This window comes from Pseudomonas sp. BTN1 (assembly GCF_001907715.1).
Taxonomy (GTDB): Bacteria; Pseudomonadota; Gammaproteobacteria; order Pseudomonadales; family Pseudomonadaceae; genus Aquipseudomonas; species Aquipseudomonas paracarnis.
In genome coordinates, this window is sequence record NZ_MPBM01000071.1 from 71,087 (window position 1) to 88,479 (window position 17,393).

The 17,393-nt window shown below is 58.0% G+C and carries 14 protein-coding genes, 1 tRNA gene and 1 pseudogene; 11 read left to right on the plus strand and 5 right to left on the minus strand.

The genetic code is table 11. The features are described 5' to 3' along the window. The first annotated feature begins 1 nt into the window (after position 1). From BMH52_RS26215 to BMH52_RS26240, 6 genes are all read left to right on the plus strand, one after another. Positions 2–295: a BolA family transcriptional regulator gene (locus tag BMH52_RS26215; protein WP_014719257.1), complete on the plus strand. Its 294-nt coding sequence runs from the start codon at positions 2–4 to the stop codon at positions 293–295. Between the two features lie 101 nt (positions 296–396). Beyond that, positions 397–1,338 carry a rhodanese-related sulfurtransferase gene (locus BMH52_RS26220; protein WP_019817587.1) on the plus strand — a complete coding sequence of 314 codons (942 nt, stop codon included), beginning with the start codon at positions 397–399 and terminating at the stop codon, positions 1,336–1,338. Between the two features lie 3 nt (positions 1,339–1,341). Then, complete coding sequence (locus BMH52_RS26225; protein WP_058410342.1) at positions 1,342–1,977, plus strand: DsbA family protein; 636 nt, start codon at positions 1,342–1,344, stop codon at positions 1,975–1,977. Then, entirely contained in the window at positions 1,970–3,772 is a 1,803-nt protein-coding gene (locus BMH52_RS26230) for an ABC transporter ATP-binding protein (RefSeq protein ID WP_072433742.1), read from the plus strand. The genes BMH52_RS26225 and BMH52_RS26230 overlap by 8 nt, the downstream gene beginning before the upstream one ends. A gap of 71 nt (positions 3,773–3,843) precedes the next feature. Beyond that, on the plus strand, positions 3,844–6,306 hold the full coding sequence (locus BMH52_RS26235) for an EAL domain-containing protein (RefSeq protein WP_014719253.1): 2,463 nt from the start codon (positions 3,844–3,846) through the stop codon (positions 6,304–6,306). Positions 6,307–6,384: 78 nt separating this feature from the next. Next, positions 6,385–7,158 (plus strand): TenA family transcriptional regulator, encoded by a 774-nt coding sequence (locus tag BMH52_RS26240; RefSeq protein ID WP_178122936.1) that lies wholly within the window; start codon positions 6,385–6,387, stop codon positions 7,156–7,158. A 44-nt stretch (positions 7,159–7,202) separates the two neighbouring features. Here the strand turns inward: BMH52_RS26240 and BMH52_RS26245 are convergent, their stop codons facing one another. Together BMH52_RS26245 and lldD are read right to left on the minus strand one after the other, a co-directional pair. Next, positions 7,203–8,129: a GGDEF domain-containing protein gene (locus BMH52_RS26245; RefSeq protein ID WP_014719251.1), complete on the minus strand. Its 927-nt coding sequence runs from the start codon at positions 8,127–8,129 to the stop codon at positions 7,203–7,205. A gap of 413 nt (positions 8,130–8,542) precedes the next feature. Continuing rightward, complete coding sequence (gene lldD, locus BMH52_RS26250; protein ID WP_014719250.1) at positions 8,543–9,673, minus strand: FMN-dependent L-lactate dehydrogenase LldD; 1,131 nt, start codon at positions 9,671–9,673, stop codon at positions 8,543–8,545. 100 nt (positions 9,674–9,773) lie between these two features. On the opposite strand from lldD, the gene BMH52_RS26255 reads away from it, so the two are divergent. From BMH52_RS26255 to BMH52_RS29790, 3 genes and pseudogenes are all read left to right on the plus strand, one after another. Then, a complete protein-coding gene (locus tag BMH52_RS26255; RefSeq protein ID WP_073845538.1) occupies positions 9,774–10,697 on the plus strand; it encodes a LysR family transcriptional regulator in 924 nt (307 codons plus the stop codon). A gap of 33 nt (positions 10,698–10,730) precedes the next feature. Continuing rightward, positions 10,731–10,806, plus strand: a tRNA-Asn gene (locus BMH52_RS26260). Positions 10,807–10,895: 89 nt separating this feature from the next. Further along, positions 10,896–11,054 (plus strand): annotated as a pseudogene (locus BMH52_RS29790) (transposase domain-containing protein); the annotation flags it as partial. Here BMH52_RS29790 and BMH52_RS26270 read toward each other — a convergent pair. Continuing rightward, positions 10,985–11,995, minus strand: a complete 1,011-nt coding sequence (locus BMH52_RS26270; protein WP_072433744.1) for an NAD(P)-dependent alcohol dehydrogenase — start codon at positions 11,993–11,995, stop codon at positions 10,985–10,987. The pseudogene BMH52_RS29790 and the gene BMH52_RS26270 sit on opposite strands and share 70 nt — an antisense overlap. 183 nt (positions 11,996–12,178) lie before the next feature. On the opposite strand from BMH52_RS26270, the gene BMH52_RS26275 reads away from it, so the two are divergent. Next, the gene (locus BMH52_RS26275) at positions 12,179–13,078 is read left to right on the plus strand and encodes a LysR family transcriptional regulator (RefSeq protein ID WP_072434105.1); all 900 of its coding nucleotides are present in this window, start codon (positions 12,179–12,181) and stop codon (positions 13,076–13,078) included. Between the two features lie 193 nt (positions 13,079–13,271). Here the strand turns inward: BMH52_RS26275 and BMH52_RS26280 are convergent, their stop codons facing one another. Together BMH52_RS26280 and BMH52_RS26285 are read right to left on the minus strand one after the other, a co-directional pair. Further along, positions 13,272–13,946: a MarC family NAAT transporter gene (locus tag BMH52_RS26280; RefSeq protein ID WP_072433745.1), complete on the minus strand. Its 675-nt coding sequence runs from the start codon at positions 13,944–13,946 to the stop codon at positions 13,272–13,274. A gap of 93 nt (positions 13,947–14,039) precedes the next feature. Then, on the minus strand, positions 14,040–14,945 hold the full coding sequence (locus BMH52_RS26285; RefSeq protein ID WP_069868682.1) for a LysR family transcriptional regulator: 906 nt from the start codon (positions 14,943–14,945) through the stop codon (positions 14,040–14,042). A gap of 92 nt (positions 14,946–15,037) precedes the next feature. Here BMH52_RS26285 and BMH52_RS26290 point away from each other — a divergent pair, with 92 nt between their 5' ends. Beyond that, on the plus strand, positions 15,038–17,374 hold the full coding sequence (locus BMH52_RS26290) for a membrane-bound PQQ-dependent dehydrogenase, glucose/quinate/shikimate family (protein ID WP_034136059.1): 2,337 nt from the start codon (positions 15,038–15,040) through the stop codon (positions 17,372–17,374). The last annotated feature ends 19 nt before the right edge of the window (positions 17,375–17,393 follow it).

Consider the following 17,393-nt stretch of genomic DNA (forward strand, 5'->3'; position numbering starts at 1 on the left):
AATGACCATGCAACAGCGTATCGAAACGGCCCTTGCCGCCCTGGCCCCGGAGCATTTGAGCGTGCTGGATGAAAGCCACATGCACAGTCGTGGGTTGCAGACCCACTTCAAGGCCGTGCTGGTCAGCCAGCAGTTCGAGGGGCTTAACCGCGTCAAGCGCCACCAGAAGGTCTACGCCACCCTGGGTAGCCTGATGAGCGAATTTCATGCGCTGGCGCTGCATACCTATACGCCCGAAGAATGGGCGACAATCGGCGCAGCCCCGGCCTCGCCGACCTGCGCCGGCGGACATTGATGGGGTAACCCTGATAGAATCCGCAACGCGCCGCTTAGCCGGCGCGTTTTTTTTGCATCCGGTTCACCCCTTACGAGGGTAGCCACCTGGAGAGAACACCCATGACTCAACCGATTGTCGTGGCGGCACTGTACAAGTTCGTCACCCTCGAAGATTACGTCGCCCTGCGCGAGCCCCTGTTGCAGGCGATGGTCGATAACGGCATCAAAGGCACCTTGCTGATCGCCGAAGAAGGCATCAACGGCACCGTTTCCGGCAGCCGCGAAGGCATTGACGGCCTGATGGCCTGGCTCAAGAAAGACCCACGCATGGTCGACATCGACCACAAAGAGTCTTACTGCGACGACCAGCCGTTCTACCGCACCAAGGTCAAACTCAAGAAAGAGATCGTGACCCTGGGTGTCGAAGGCGTGGACCCGAACAAAAAGGTGGGTACCTACGTCGACCCGCAGGATTGGAACGCGCTGATCAGCGACCCGGAAGTATTGTTGATCGACACCCGTAACGACTACGAAGTGTCCATCGGCACCTTTGAAGGCGCAATCGACCCGAAAACCACCAGTTTTCGCGAATTTCCCGACTACATCAAAGCCCACTTCGACCCGGCCAAGCACAAGAAGGTCGCCATGTTCTGCACTGGCGGCATTCGCTGTGAGAAGGCGTCGAGCTACATGCTCAGCGAAGGCTTCGATGAGGTCTACCACCTCAAGGGCGGTATCCTGAAGTACCTCGAAGAGGTGCCCCAGGAAGAAACCAAATGGCAGGGCGACTGCTTTGTGTTCGACAATCGCGTGACCGTGCGCCACGACTTGAGCGAAGGCGACTACGATCAATGTCATGCCTGTCGCACACCGGTGAGCGTAGAAGACCGCGCCTCCGAGCATTATGTGGCCGGCATCAGTTGCCCCCATTGCTGGGATAAGCTGCCGGAGAAGACCCGTCGCAGTGCGATCGACCGCCAGAAGCAGATCGAACTGGCCAAGGCCCGCAACATGCCGCACCCGATTGGTTACAACTACAAGCAAACCCCTTCCGAGGCCTGAGCCATGTCTGCGCGCCTGCTCTATGTAATGGACCCGATGTGTTCCTGGTGCTGGGGCTTTGCCCCGGTGGCACAAGCGCTGGTGGAGCAGGCCCAGGCGGCCGGCGTGGACGTGCACCTGGTGGTGGGCGGCTTGCGCACCGGCAGCGGCGCGGCGCTGGAGCCGACTACCCGGCGCTACATCCTTGAACACTGGCAGGCCGTCACCGACGCCACCGGCCAGCCGTTCAAGCGAGAAGGCGCATTGCCCGACGGGTTTGTCTATGACACCGAGCCTGCGTGCCGCGCTATCGTCACCGCACGCAGCCTGGCGCCGGATTGCGCCTGGAAGCTGCTGGGGCTGATCCAGCGTGCGTTCTATGTCGAAGGCCGGGACGTGACGCTCGCCCCTGTGCTGGTGGAGCTGGCCGAACAGGCCGGTATTCCACGTATCGAGTTTGCCGGCGAGTTCGACCGTGCCGATCAGCACGCGGCCACGGCGGCCGATTTCACCTGGGTGCAGGACCTGGGCATTGCCGGGTTTCCGACCCTGCTGGCCGAGCGCAACGGCCAGTTGGCTTTGCTGACCAATGGTTACCAGCCGCTGTCCGAGCTGTCGCCGTTACTCGCTCGATGGTTGGAGCGAGCTGCCTGTGTATGAACAGCCTCCACGCACCGACCGCCTGACCTGGGCGGAAATTCGCCGCCTGGCCCTGCGTCACAAAAAATCCCTGTGGGTCGCCAACAGTGTCGCCGTGCTCGCCACCCTGTGCAGCGTGCCTATCCCGCTGTTGTTGCCGTTGCTGGTCGACGAAGTGCTACTGGGCCATGGCGATGCCGCCCTCAAGGTGATGAACCACGCGTTGCCCCTGGGCTGGCAAAAAGCGGCTGGCTATATCGGCCTGATGCTCTTGGTCACCCTGGCCCTGCGTTGCGGCGCGTTGGTGTTCAACGTGGTGCAGGCGCGGCTGTTTGCGCGCTTGGCCAAGGACATCGTGTACCGCATCCGCGTGCGCCTGATCGAGCGTCTCAAGCGCATCTCCCTGGGTGAGTACGAAAGCCTGGGCAGCGGTACGGTCACCACCCACTTGGTGACCGACCTGGACACCCTGGACAAATTCGTCGGCGAAACCCTCAGCCGCTTCCTGGTGGCGATGCTGACCCTGGTCGGCACCTCGGCGATCCTGGTGTGGATGCATTGGCAACTGGCGTTGTTGATCCTGTTGTTCAACCCGTTGGTGATCTACGCCACGGTGCAGTTGGGCAAGCGCGTCAAGCACCTCAAGAAGCTGGAAAACGACAGTACTTCACGCTTTACCCAGGCGCTGACCGAAACCCTCGATGCCATACAGGAAGTACGTGCTGGCAACCGCCAGGGCTTTTTCCTCGGGCGGCTGGGCCAGCGTGCCCAGGAAGTGCGTGACTACGCCATTCATTCCCAATGGAAAACCGACGCGTCGAGCCGCGCCAGTGGCTTGCTGTTCCAGTTCGGTATCGACATCTTCCGCGCCGCGGCCATGCTCACCGTGCTGTTTTCCGACCTGTCCATCGGCCAGATGCTCGCGGTGTTCAGTTACCTGTGGTTCATGATTGGCCCGGTGGAACAATTGCTGAACCTGCAATACGCCTATTACGCGGCAGGCGGCGCGCTGTCGCGCATCAACGAGCTGCTGGCGCGTGCCGATGAGCCGCAATACCCAGGCGGCGCAGACCCGTTCAGCGGGCGCGAGACGGTCGGCATCGAAGTGCGTGGCCTCGACTTCGGCTACGGCGAAGAGCTGGTACTCAACCAGTTGAACCTGGCCATCGCACCGGGTGAAAAGGTGGCAATTGTCGGCGCCAGCGGCGGCGGTAAAAGCACCCTGGTGCAACTGTTGCTGGGGCTCTACACGCCGCAGGCCGGCAGCATTCGTTTTGGCACTGCCACCCAGCAGGAGATCGGCCTGGAGACCATCCGCGAAAACGTCGCGGTGGTGCTGCAACATCCTGCGCTGTTCAACGATACCGTGCGCGCCAACCTGACCATGGGCCGCACCCGCACCGATCAAGCCTGCTGGCAGGCGCTGGAAATCGCCCAACTGGATGCTACTGTCAAGGCATTGCCCTTGGGCCTGGACAGCGTGGTCGGGCGTTCGGGCGTGCGCTTTTCCGGTGGCCAGCGGCAACGCCTGGCCATTGCCCGCATGGTGCTCGCCGAGCCTAAAGTGGTGATTCTGGACGAGGCCACCTCCGCATTGGACGCGGCGACCGAGTACAACCTGCACCAGGCACTGGCGCGGTTTCTCAGCGGGCGTACTACACTGATCATCGCCCACCGGCTGTCTGCGGTGAAGCAGGCTGACCGAGTGCTGGTGTTCGATGGCGGGCACATTGCCGAGGATGGTGACCATCAGCAGTTGATTGCCGATGGCGGGCTGTACGCCAAACTGTACGGACACTTGCAACAAGTGCGTTGATTTAGCTTAGGCTGTGCTATCGGGAGCGGATTTTCGCGTGCGTATCAAGCTGTGCATGTGTAAGGGACTTCATGAAGCAAAAGCGGACTCTCGGAACGCCACGCCTGCTGGGTATTGTCTGGCCCTTTATCGCCGTCGTGTTGTTCCAGGCATTGTTAGGCTGCGTCAGTCTCTACGTGCTTTCGGCAGTGCGGGGCTATGTGGCGGGCGAAAGCCTGTGGTCCAAGGGCCAGAAGGATGCCATCTACTACCTGACCCTCTACGCCGATAACCGCAACGACGCCACCTACCTCAAATACCAGCAGGCCATTGCCGTGCCCCAGGGTGGGCATGAATTGCGCATTGCTCTGGACCGTCCCACCCCCGATACGGACGCGGCCCGCTTGGGCATTCTCAAGGGCGGTAATCATCCGGACGACGTTTCCAGCCTGATCTGGCTATACCTCAACTTCCGTCATTTCAGCTACCTGGAAAAAGCCATTGAGCTGTGGACGGTGGGCGACGGCTACCTCGTGCAGCTCGATGAGCTGGCTCAGGAGATGCACGGCGCCATTACCTCCGGCTACGTCAGCAGTGACGATGTCCATCATTGGAAGGCGCGCATCACGGCCATCAATGAAGGGGTGACGCCCGCTGCCAAGGCGTTCAGCGATGCCCTGGGCGAAGGTTCGCGGATGATCCTGCGCCTGTTGTTGATCACCAACCTGGCGACTGCCTTGGGCCTGATCGTGTTGGCGCTGCTGCGCACCCACAAGTTGCTGGCCCAGCGTCATGCCTTTGCCGATGCGCTGCAAGCGGAGAAGGAGCGGGCGCAGATCACATTGGAGTCGATTGGCGACGGGGTGATTACCACCGACGTCGACGGGGCCATTGCCTATATGAACCCTGCAGCCGAAGCGTTGACCCACTGGCGCTCGGAGCAAGCCCAGGGCCTGCCGCTGGCGGCGCTGTTCAAGCTTTTGAATGAAAACGCCGAGCCCGACGGTTTCACACTGATTGAACACATCGTCAAAGGCCAGTTCAGCGGCGGCAGCGAGCATTCCAAGCTGATCCAGCGCCTGGACGGCAGCACCGTCTCGGTCACTCTGGTGGGCGCGCCGATCCGCAGTGCCGGCAAGGTCAGCGGTGCGGTCCTGGTGCTGCATGACATGACCCAGGAACGCCAGTACATCGCCAACCTTTCATGGCAGGCCACCCACGACGCGTTGACTGGCCTGGCTAACCGTCGCGAGTTCGAGTTCCGCCTTGAACAGGTGCTGCAACAGGTCGCGCGCCAGCAAAGTGGGCGACATGCCTTGATGTTCCTCGACCTCGACCAGTTCAAGCTGGTCAATGACACCTGTGGCCATGCCGCGGGCGATGAACTGCTGCGCCACATCTGCGCGTTGCTGCAGTCGGACCTGCGCGAGGGCGACACCCTGGCTCGGTTGGGCGGCGACGAGTTTGGTATCCTGCTGGAGAACTGCCCGGCGCCGGTGGCGGAAAAAATCGCCGAGAGCCTGCGCCACACTGTGCAGAGCTTGCACTTCGTGTGGAAGGGTCGGCCCTTCATGACCACCGTCAGCATCGGCCTGGTGCATATCTCGCAAACCCCGACCACCCTGGAAACCTCCCTGCGTGCCGCCGACATGGCGTGCTACATGGCCAAGGAAAAGGGGCGCAACCGGGTGCAGGTCTACCATGTCGACGACTCGGAGTTGTCTCTGCGGTTTGGCGAGATGGCCTGGGTACAGCGGCTGCATATTGCGCTTGAGGAAGACCGCTTTTGCCTTTACGCCCAGGAAATTGCGCCTTTGGGCCCTACCGACGCCGGCAGTGGGCACATCGAAATTCTCTTGCGCCTGCATGACGAAGCGGGGCGGATCATTTTGCCCAACAGTTTTATTCCGGCGGCCGAACGCTACGGGTTGATGACGTCCCTGGATCGTTGGGTAGTGGAAAACGTATTCAAGATTATCGCCCGTTGCATGCATGAGCGCCCGGGCCGCCCCATGGCCATGTGTGCGATTAATCTGTCAGGCATAACCATTGGCGATGATGACTTTTTAGGTTTTTTGCGTCAGAAATTCGATACTTACAACATTCCACCGGAAATGATTTGTTTTGAAATAACTGAAACCAGCGCTATAGCCAATTTGGGCAGCGCGATTCGGTTTATTAATGAACTCAAAGCGTTAGGGTGCCATTTCTCACTCGATGATTTTTGCGCCGGAATGTCCTCATTCGCATATTTGAAACATTTACCTGTAGACTTCCTGAAGATCGATGGAAGTTTCGTAAAGGATATGCTGGACGACCCGATTAACCGCGCCATGGTCGAAGTGATCAACCACATCGGCCACGTCATGGGTAAGCGCACGATTGCCGAGTTTGTTGAAACACCCCAGATCGAACAGGCTTTACTTGAGATAGGTGTGGATTACGCTCAGGGCTACCTGATTGAACGCCCGCAATTGTTTACCTTTGATAGCTTGCAGTGCCGACCTGAGCGGCCGCAGCCACTGTTATTCAAGGCGCCCGGCACTTTCCGCTGAAACATTTGCTGGTCTGTACAATCACACTTGAAAAGGAGCCCCACAGTGATCGACACATTCAACAGAACCGGCCCGCTTATGGAAGCCTCCAGTTACCCCGCCTGGGCGCAGCAATTGATCCAGGACTGTAGCGAGAGCAAGCGTCGGGTTGTCGAGCACGAACTGTATCAGCGCATGCGTGACAACGCCCTCAGCGCCAAGACCATGCGCCACTACCTGATTGGTGGTTGGCCGGTGGTGGAACAGTTTGCCTTGTACATGGCGCAGAACCTGACCAAGACCAAGTTTGCCCGTCATCCTGGGGAGGATATGGCGCGCCGTTGGCTCATGCGCAATATCCGCGTGGAGCTCAACCATGCCGACTATTGGGTCAATTGGGCGCGGGCTCACGGCGTCAGCCTTGAAGAACTGCAAGCGCAGGAGGTGCCGCCTGAGTTGCACGCCCTGAGTCATTGGTGCTGGCACACCAGCTCGGCGGATGCGTTGATCGTCGCGATTGCCGCCACCAACTACGCGATCGAGGGGGCGACGGGGGAGTGGTCCGCCGTGGTCTGCTCTACCGGTGTGTATGCTGCCGCCTTCCCTGAGGAAGATCGCAAGCGGGCGATGAAGTGGCTGAAGATGCACGCCCAGTACGATGACGCCCACCCTTGGGAAGCCCTGGAAATCATCTGCACGCTGGCCGGGACCAACCCGAGCAAGGCCCTGCAGGAAGAGTTGCGCCAGGCGGTATGCAAGAGCTACGACTACATGCACTTGTTCCTGGAAAGCTGCATGCGTCTAGAGCATACAGAGAAAGACAAGGCGCCAGCCGTTCGCGAGCGCCCTGTGCGCATCGCCAGCGAGGCGTAGCGGTAACTGTGGCGAGGGAGCAATCTCCCTCGCCACAATTGACTTTACCCCGCCATCGCCAAGCGGTTACGACCTTCGCGCTTGGCCACATACAACGCATTGTCGGCCCGACGCAGCAGGCTTTCAGCCGACTCGGCCGCCAGCAGCGTCGAGCAGCCGAGGCTCACGGTCAGTTCTATTCGCGTGCCCTCCACCCAGTAGTCCTGGGCTTGTGCCGCCTGGCGCAGGCGCTCTCCCACCATCCTCGCGGCATCGCGACCGGTGTTGGACAGCAGGATCAAAAACTCCTCCCCGCCAAACCGGAACACCATGTCCACGTTGCGCAGCTGGCGTTTGATCGCTCCGGCCACGGCGCGCAGCACGCTGTCGCCCGCGGCATGCCCATGGGTGTCGTTGATTTTCTTGAAGTGGTCGATGTCCAGCATCAACAACGACAGCGGGTGCAAATGCCGGCGTGCCATGTCGATTTCTCTCTGCAGCGTCTGGTCCATGGCCACACGGTTGCCGGTTTCGGTCAACGGGTCACGCAGGGCGCTGCGGGTGGCGGCGCGGTAGAGCAGGGCGTTGCGCATCGGATAAAGCAAGGTCACCAGCAGGAGTTCGAGCTGGCTCAGTTCTTCTTCAAGCAACCGCTGGTTGCGACGAAAGACCAGTTCCCCCAGATGCTCGCCTTCATGGCTCAGGGTGTAGCTGACGGAGTGATGACCCCGGTGGCCAAACTCCAGGCGCAGGTCGCTGGCGGCGTGACGGTATTGCAACGCGTCCAGCGGCACCAGGCGCTGAACCTCACGAAAGAACAGGCCCAAGATGCGCTCCGGCTCCAGGCTGGTCTGCAACTGCTGGTTAAGTTGCTGGCGAAGTTCAGCGAGGGTGGCGGGGCGGCGTGGGCGCAAGGATGGCTGGCCAAATCCCAGGCGTTGCAATTTGGCACTGTCAAAGTCAATTGCGTTGGTCTGGGTAGGGGTTTTCATAAGCGCGTGGCCTCTAAGCACTGGGCTGTCTTACAGGCGGGATGAGGGTGGCGAGTGCCAAGCGTCTTACTGATCCTTCAGTTCCGTAAAACATTGGAAACAGTTTAAACCGCTTTTCTTTGGGTTATAACCCCGGGGCACTGCCGCACGTCTTGTCATCGCCGAACCTGCTTGAACAGTACTGGAGCGAGATTCATGCCAAGTGTATTTGGTTGGTAAAAATCCTTATAAATCAATTAACTAATTTTTAAGTAAGAAAAGTCTGTTAAAGCATGGCGCCAGTTATTTGGCTGATTGGGGCCGGCATTACTGCCGGCCCGGTTAACCTTACTGTTTCGGTGGGGCGAGTTGTTTGTCGCAAATAAACAACGCTTCGGTTATCCGCACACAACGTACACTATCCCTCATCACTACTAGACCAAGGTGGTACGGTCGATCTGCGCGATGGAGGTGACCCCGGTCAGGGTCATGGCCACGCGCATTTCCTTGGCGAAGATGTCCAGCAGGTTCTCTACCCCATGCTGGCCCTCGGCGGCCAGCGCATAGGCGGTGGCACGCCCTAGCAGGCACGCCTTGGCACCCAGGGCTAGCATGCGCACCACGTCGAGCCCGGAGCGAATGCCCGAGTCCACCAGCACGGTCAGGTCATCGCCTACCGCTTCGGCAATCGGCGGCAACGCCTTGGCCGTGGAGAGCACCCCGTCGAGCTGGCGGCCGCCATGGTTGGAGACCACGATGCCGTCGGCCCCGAAACTCACCGCGTCCTTGGCGTCCTGCGGGTCGAGGATGCCCTTGATGATCATCGGGCCTTTCCAGAACTCGCGGATCCATTCCAGGTCTTTCCAACTGATCGATGGGTCGAAGTTGTTGGCCAGCCAGCCAATGTAGTCCTCCAGGTGGGTGGGTTTGCCCAGGTATTTGGAGATATTGCCCAAGTCGTGGGGGCGGCCCATCAAGCCCACATCGAAGGCCCATTGCGGCTTGGTCACTGCCTGCAACATGCGCCGCTGCGCCGCGTAGGGGCCGGACATGCCGGAGTGAGCGTCACGGTAGCGTGCGCCCGGTGTCGGCATGTCAACGGTGAACACCAGCGTTGTCACCCCGGCGGCCTGCGCCCGCTCCAGGGCGTTGCGCATGAAGCCGCGATCCTTGAGCACATACAGCTGGAACCAGATCGACTGCGGGCTTTGCGAGGCCACTTCCTCAATCGAACACACCGACACTGTCGACAGGCAAAAAGGGATGTTTTTGTTGGCCGCCGCCTTGGCTGCTTGCACTTCACCGCGTCGCGCATACATGCCGGTCAGCCCGACGGGGCTGAGGATGACCGGCATCGCCAGTTCCGTGCCGAACAAATGGGTGCTCAGGCTCAGGTTGTCGACATTGCGCAGGATGCGTTGGCGCAGGCTGATCTCGGCCAGGTCCGAACTGTTGGCGCGCAGCGTGTGCTCGGCGTAGGCGCCGCCGTCGATGTAATCGAACAGAAAGCGCGGCAACTTGCGCTTGGCCGCAGCGCGGTAGTCGGAAGCGGACGAGATGATCATCGACGGTGTCTCCACAGGGCAAAGTGCTACACCCTAAGCAAAGTTATGCCATGATGAAAACAACTTTTATCACTGCCATTCAGTCGTTACAGGAATACTGATGAACCTACGAACACTGCGTGCGTTTGTCGAAGTGGTGCGCCAGGGTGGGTTCTCCCAGGCGGCCGAAGTGGTTGCCCTGACCCAGTCCACCGTCAGCAAAGCGGTCAAGACCCTTGAGGACGAATTAGGCATGCCGCTGCTCAATCGCCTTGGCCACAAGAACGAACTCACCGCCGCCGGCGAAATTGCCTACCGCCGCGCCTTGGTAATGCTCGCCGAACGCACCGACCTGATGGCTGAAATCAACGACCTGCGCGGTCTCAAGCGCGGCGTGCTGCGCATCGGTCTGCCGCCGGTAGGGTGCGGCGTGCTGTTCGCGGCCATGTTTGCCACTTACCGCAGCCGCTACCCGGGCATCGACATCGAACTGACCGAATACGGCAGTAAAAGGCTGCGCGAATGCCTGGAAGCGGGGGAGGTTGACCTCGCCGCCTTGCTGCTACCGGTTGATGAAGGCTTCGACTACCAACCGGTGCGCAACGAGCCATTGATCGCCGTGTTGCCCATGGGCCACCCATTGGCCCGGCGCAAGCGCATCGACTTCACCGACCTGGCCGACTCGCCGTTCATCCTGTTCGAAGCCGGCTTTGCCCTCAACGCCAAGATCCTCAGCGCCTGCGAACGTAAAGGCGTGACACCCAAAGTCACCGCTCGCAGTGGGCAAATAGACTTTATCGTCGACCTGGTCACCGCCGGGCTGGGCGTCGCCTTCCTGCCCCGGATGCTGGCGCACAAACACCAACACCCCGGCATCGCCTTGATCCCCCTGGACGAACCCCACACCGATTGGCACATCGCCCTGGCCTGGCGCGCCAGCGCTCACCTGCCACCGGCAGCGCGGGCCTGGTTGGAACTGGCCAGGGAACCGTCGTATTCAAGCGAACAGGGGGGCGATTTGCGGAAAATTTCTGGGGACGCTTGACTTCTTCTTTTTAATCAGTAACATACGGCGCATTCCGCGATAGCTCAGTTGGTAGAGCAAATGACTGTTAATCATTGGGTCCCTGGTTCGAGTCCAGGTCGTGGAGCCAGATAGAGAAAAGCCTGCAGAGATGCAGGCTTTTTTTTGCTTGGGATTTGACCCAGCAATCCAGACGCTTAGCGCGCTTCCTATGACGCCATCAATGGGCATGATCCGCATGCTTATTTGAAGGCCGTGCTCACGCGCCTGCCGTTGCAGCGGGCGAGTGAGATTGAAGCGGCTTGGTCCTACGCGATTTTGATTACTACCTTACCAAAGGCGCCTCTGGCCAGATGTTCGTACGCTTCGCGTGCTTGATCAAATGGATACACGTGGTCGATTACCGGGCGAATCTTGTGCTCGTTCAAGAATTCGTTCATTCGGTCAAATGACGAGCGTGGAGCAACGGCTATGCCGCGAATCGTTGTTTGCCGGAAAATCATAGGCATCAGGTTCAAGGCGGAGGTCTGGCCTGTCAGAAAGCCGATCTGTGCAATACGTCCACCTGCCTTTGTCGCAGCAATCGATTGGTTGATGCCGTCCCCGCCCGCCACATCCAGCAGCAGATCCACTCCCTTGCCGTCAGTGAGCTTCAGAACTTCCTCTGCCCACTCAGGGGTGGTGCGATAATTCACACCCGCAACCGCGCCCAGTTTTTTTACAGCTTCCAGATTGCCATCACGGCTGGAGGTGACGATAACCTTGGCTCCCAAAGCGGTAGCAATTTGTGCTGCAAAAACAGAAACACCTCCAGAACCCTGAACCAAAACGGTTTGGCCGGCCTCTATCTGGCCATAGTCGACGAGCGCATACCACGCCGTCAGAGCAGCAATTGGAAGGGTCGCTGCTTCCTCATCAGACATATTGTCGGGGGCACGTACTGCGCTGTCTTCATGGATGATCATGTATTGCGCCAGACCACCAGGCAATGGCGAGCCGAAGCAGTAGTTGGGTTCATCTGGCCCAGGCATGCCGTCCAACCAACGGGAGTAGAGGTGTGAGTTGACCCGATCTCCGATAGCAAAGCGGCTGACACCTTCACCTACTGCCACGACAGTTCCCGCCGCATCGCTGACGGGGATCAGCGGCTTGGGCACCCTGTGAGGTTCATAGATGCCGTCAACGATGGCCTTGTCCCGGAAATTGAGTGATACAGCGCCTACTTTAACCAGCAGCTCACCCGCTCGGGGCACGGGGGTTTCCGTTTCGCCCTGCACGAGATTATCCAAGCCGAAATCTTTTAGAAGCCACGCTTTCATTTTCTGTCTCCAACAATTTTGAATGTGCAGGGGAGCAAAGCTCCTCCTTTACGCTGAGGACATTGTTAAGGTTTCGCGGCCCTGGATAAATGTGCAGAAAGCAACAGGATTGTTATCCTGATAAGCAACAATCATCCAGTTAACTCGCTTCCCGAGAAGAGACTTATGGAGCTTCTACAGTCGATGCAAGTATTCGCCAAGCTAGCGGAGTTGGGGAGCTTCACCAAAGTCGCTGAGGCAATGCAGGCCGGGCGACCGCACGTCACACGCACCATTCAGGATCTGGAAGCCTCGCTGGGTGTCCGTCTGTTCCAGCGCACTACGCGTAAAGTAAAACTGACTGCTGAGGGAGAGCGGTTTTACGAACGGGTCAAAGAGATTTTGGCAACCATCGCAGAAACCACTTCCATGTTTGACCGTAGTGGATCGACGTTGCGAGGGCGGCTTCGAATTGACATCCCGACTGCATTTTCCCAGCACAGCTTCATGGAAAACCTTAAGAGGTTTACCGAGGCATTTCCCGAAATAGAGCTTGTGCTAGGCGTGTCCGACCGTACGGTAGATCTCGTAGCCGAGGGCATCGACTGTGTATTGCGAATGGGTGAACTTCCGGATTCAAGCATGGTGGCTAGAGAAATTGGCACCGCCACCATGGTGACCTGTGCGTCTGCAGGTTATCTCCAAGCCTGCGGTGCACCCATAACCCTACAAGATCTAGTAGACCACCAATGTGTCAGCTTCCTTTCCGGTCAAAATAACAGACCGCTGCCTTGGCACTTCTCGGTAGACGGCGAAGATCGTCCACATACGCCTCGGCGTGGAATCACCGTGAATGAGTCGAATGCCTACGTTCAATGCGGTGTTGCAGGCTTCGGCATTGTTCAAGCGCCTGGAATCGCCGTTGAGACATTCCTCGCAAGCGGAGAACTGATCGAAGTGCTCAAGGCATTTCGTCCAAAGCCTCGCCTGGTTTCCGTGCTTTATCCAAGCAGAACGCATCTTGCGCCTCAGGTCGAGGCATTTGTGGATTGGCTGAAGGAACATTTTCCGGTGCTACACCCCAGCTGGTTCACAGCGCACTAACCATTGTTTTGTAGTGGGACTAGTCGTAACTGGCCAATGTTGATTTTGTCCAAGTCTGGCCTCCTAGCTTCCTGAGGGCGGCAAGGCGTCAGTTCTCCATAGGCGTAGGAACACCCATTCACCTGGTGCTAGCGAATGTGGCCGCGGAAGTATCAACGGCCTTTAATAATTCACTATTATAAAAAGCTATGATTCAGTGCATAGGTGTATACGCTAACTCAAAACCACCATTGATAACGAACTGAACGCCCATACAAACCAGTAGAAAACCAACGACGCGGGAAATTGCATCGATTCCTGACTCACCAAGCACTTTCATGATTCGCCCCGAACATCGTAAAGCTATCCAGAAAATAAGCGCAGTAATGATGAATACGGTTGCGGCTGCAAGGTGAATGACGAGTGGCAGGGTCTGGTAGGTCGACTGCAGGGTAGAGGCGGAGCTGATAAGCAACGCTATCGTGCCGGGGCCTGCTGCACCAGGAAGAGCTAAAGGTACAAATGACAGATCGCGGAAATGTGGGGTTGATTTCTCTTTCTCTGAAAGGAAATCTTTCTGAACCTCTGTTTCGTCAGGTGTCGTTGCTGGAAAAAGCATGGCGAAACCGATGTAGGTAACGATCAGGCCTCCGGCTATTCTCAAGCCGGGGACAGATATTCCGAATACCTGCATTACCAGGCTGCCTCCGTAGAAGCTGACAAACATAATCAGAGCTACATATAAGCTTGCCTTCAGGATTTGCCGGTTACGCTCTACTGTAGGCAGCTTTCCTCCAAGGCCTAGTAAAAGGGAGATGCTAGTTAGAGGATTGGCCATAGGAAGCAGGGCCAATAGTCCAATAAGAACATGATGAAAGTAATTGCCCATAGTGTTTTTACTCGGTTATGCAACGAATAGGAGGCTATAAGATTATTAAGGTCGTACGTCATCTGCCCTAACGAACCGATATCAAGTCAGGACTCAATCGGGGAAGTATTTTTTTGCCTCTTCCGTGGTATAGCGCAGAAAGATCTGCACCGCCTGCGGAATCAAGCGCCGTGACAGTAAAAAAGCATACAGCGACATGTTCTGGAGGGTATAGCCAGGTAAAACACGTACCAGTTTTCCGCTCTCTACGGCCTCATTGGCGCTGGGCAAATTGAACTGCGCGATGCCAAGTCCGCGCAGAGTAAGATCCATGCGCGCATCGTTCGGTGTGGCAAGCAGGATGGCTTGCACCGGCATCAGGTGTTTATGTCCTTGGGGGTCGATCAGCTCCCACTCGGGTTCTCCCTGACGTCCAAGGCAGGGCCATTGCAGGAGATCGTCCGGTACACGGGGAGGTTTCCTGCCGGCCAGTAACAGGGGAGAAGCGAATAACCCTTGTGGCATTGAACAGATTGGCCGAGCAACCAGCGACTTGTTAATCACTTCGGCGCGGCGATGACTGAAGTAGACATCCACTGGCTCTTCAATGGGGTTTGGCACGCGTGTGCTGGCCTCCACTTCAAAATGAATTTCGTGCTGTTCTTCCAGCATTCGAGCGATAGCCGGGTTGATAAACCAGTGCACAACCTCGGGCGATCCGACGACCCGGATACGTCCTCTAATTTTTCCATCATCCGACTTGATCGCGCTTTCAACCTCCTGAAGGCCTTCGAACAAGGGCGCGATTTCGCTATAGAGCCGCTCGCCCGGGTCCGTCAATCGCATAGAGGGCATCCGATTGAACAAGCGCAGACCCAGATGCTCCTCCAGCCGGGTCACGGCGCGACTGATGCTTGAAGTGTTCTGCCCAAGCCGTTCAGCCGCACGGCTGAAGTTCAATGTTTGCGCGGCAACGAGGAAGGTGTGGTATTCGCTCCACATGGCGTTGCTTTTATGCAATGTATAGTTGCTCCATATGGCATGGCTAAAATTAATAGGCTAACACTATCATCACCAAGTCTGAGAGCCATTTAGCGTATAGGAGTTCAACTGTGACCTCGATAAATCGTATTTTTGCCAGCCTAGTTGCCTTGATGGGGCTGGGGCTATTGTTAGGTGGAGCTTACCTCTTAACCCTTGGCGGATCGTTTTATTACGTGCTGGCCGGATGGGCTTATCTGAGCGCTGGCGTCATGCTTTGGCGTAGGCAAGTTTGTGGAGTATGGCTGCTGGTAGCGGTTGCCGTGCTGAGTGTTCCATGGGCGCTCTGGGAGTCAGGCACGTTCTATTGGGCGCTGTTTCCACGCCTGCTCGTACCGGCAGCGTTGGCGAGCATCGGCTTGCTCCTGTTATCCACTTGGTCGCCTGCGGACTCCCGGCGTCGGATACGCGGCCTGGGTGTACTAGCGCTATTAGGGACGGCTGTGTTCTTTGGGTTTGCCTTTACTCCACATGGTGTCGTCTCTCCTGTCTCGGGCACACCTTTTACTGCAGCAGCCACAAACACCACGCCTTCAAATTGGTCCGCATATGGCCGAACCACTGCGGGTACGCGCTACGCGCCCTTTACGCAGATCAACCGTGACAACGTTCAGGACCTGAAAGTGGCCTGGACGTATCGTACCGGCGCGAAGATCCAGTTGGACAAGGGCGCCGTGGATTCGAACACCCCATTGCAAATTGAAGATACGTTGTTCACTTGCACACCCGATGATCGCATTGCTGCCATCGATGCAGATACGGGGGTAGAACGTTGGAAATTCGATACCCATAGTGCATCTCCTATCTGGAACCGTTGCCGCGGCCTGGGTTACTACAAGCTCAAGGAGGCGCCGGCTGATGGCGTCTGTGCGGAACGAATCGTCAATTCCACCATCGATGCGCGCCTGATAGAACTAGATGCCAAGACCGGCAAGCAGTGCCCAGGTTTTGGCAGCGACGGCGTCGTCGACCTGAAGCAGGGCATGGGCGACGTTAAGCCTGGGTTCTACTTTCAGACTTCCGCGCCGCTGGTGGCGCGCGACTACATTATTATCAGTGGCTGGGTAGTTGATAACTACAGTCGCGGTGAGCCGTCAGGCGTGATCCGCGCCTTTGATGCCCGCACCGGCGCACTGGCATGGGCGTGGGACCTGGGCAACCCGGACATAACCGGTTTGCCACCGGCGGGGCAGACCTACACGCCCGGCACGCCCAACATGTGGACCGCCGCTGCCTATGACGACCAGTTGGGTCTTATCTATGCGCCGCTGGGAAATGCCACGCCGGACTTTTTCGGCATGGAGCGACCACCACACTCGGATGAATACAACTCTTCCCTTGTCGCCCTCGATATCATGACGGGCCGCCCGAAATGGAAATTCCAGACCGTCCATCACGACATCTGGGACTACGACTTGCCTTCTCAACCCGCGCTGGTCGATTTGCCTGACGGCCAAGGCGGAACCATCCCCGGGGTATTGCAAACCACCAAGCGTGGCCAGCTTTTCCTGCTAAATCGCGCCACCGGAGAGCCGATTGCGGACGTCGTCGAAAAGCCCGTGCCTACGGCCGGTGCGGTACCTGAAGAAAAGCTTTCGCCTACACAGCCTTATTCGGTAGGGATGCCGACTATCGGTGCCGAACACCTCACCGAGAAGAAGATGTGGGGGGCAACCATGTTCGACCAACTCATGTGCCGCATCATGTTCAAGCAACTGCGCTACGAGGGCGACTTCACGCCGATCGGTCTGACCAAGGCGCTGGATCAGCCCGGCAATATCGGAGGATTCAACTGGGGTAGCGTCTCCTACGACCCCGTTAATCATCTGGCTTATATGAACGATATCCGGGTGCCGAACATCTTTTGGCTGATGCCTCGTGATGAATTCAATACTTGGACAAAAACCCACCAGATCGAGGTGAGCGGACATGGGCCGTCACCGCAGTTGAAAACACCTTACGGTCAAGCCATTTATATCTGGATGTCATCCCTAGGGGTTCCGTGCAACCAGCCACCCTATGGGACCGTCACGGCGGTCGATCTGAATACGCACAAGGTGGCCTGGCAAGTGCCGGCTGGCACCACAGAGCAATTGGGGCCACTGGGTATCGCATCACACCTGCCCATGCCCATGGGCATGCCAACTTATGCAGGAACGATGACCACGGCAGGCGGCCTCGTATTCTTTGCCGGTTATCAGGACTACTACATCCGGGCATACGACGGGCAAAGTGGCAAACTCGTCTGGGAACATGAATTACCGGTCGGCGCCAGCGCCACGCCGATCTCCTACGTCTCGCCGACGACGGGCAAACAGTACGTTGTCATTTCCGTAGGCGGGGCAGCGCATTCTCCCGACACCGGTGACTATGTAATGGCCTTCAGCCTTCCGACATCCCAACCGTGAAGCGTCTGCAGCGACAGCA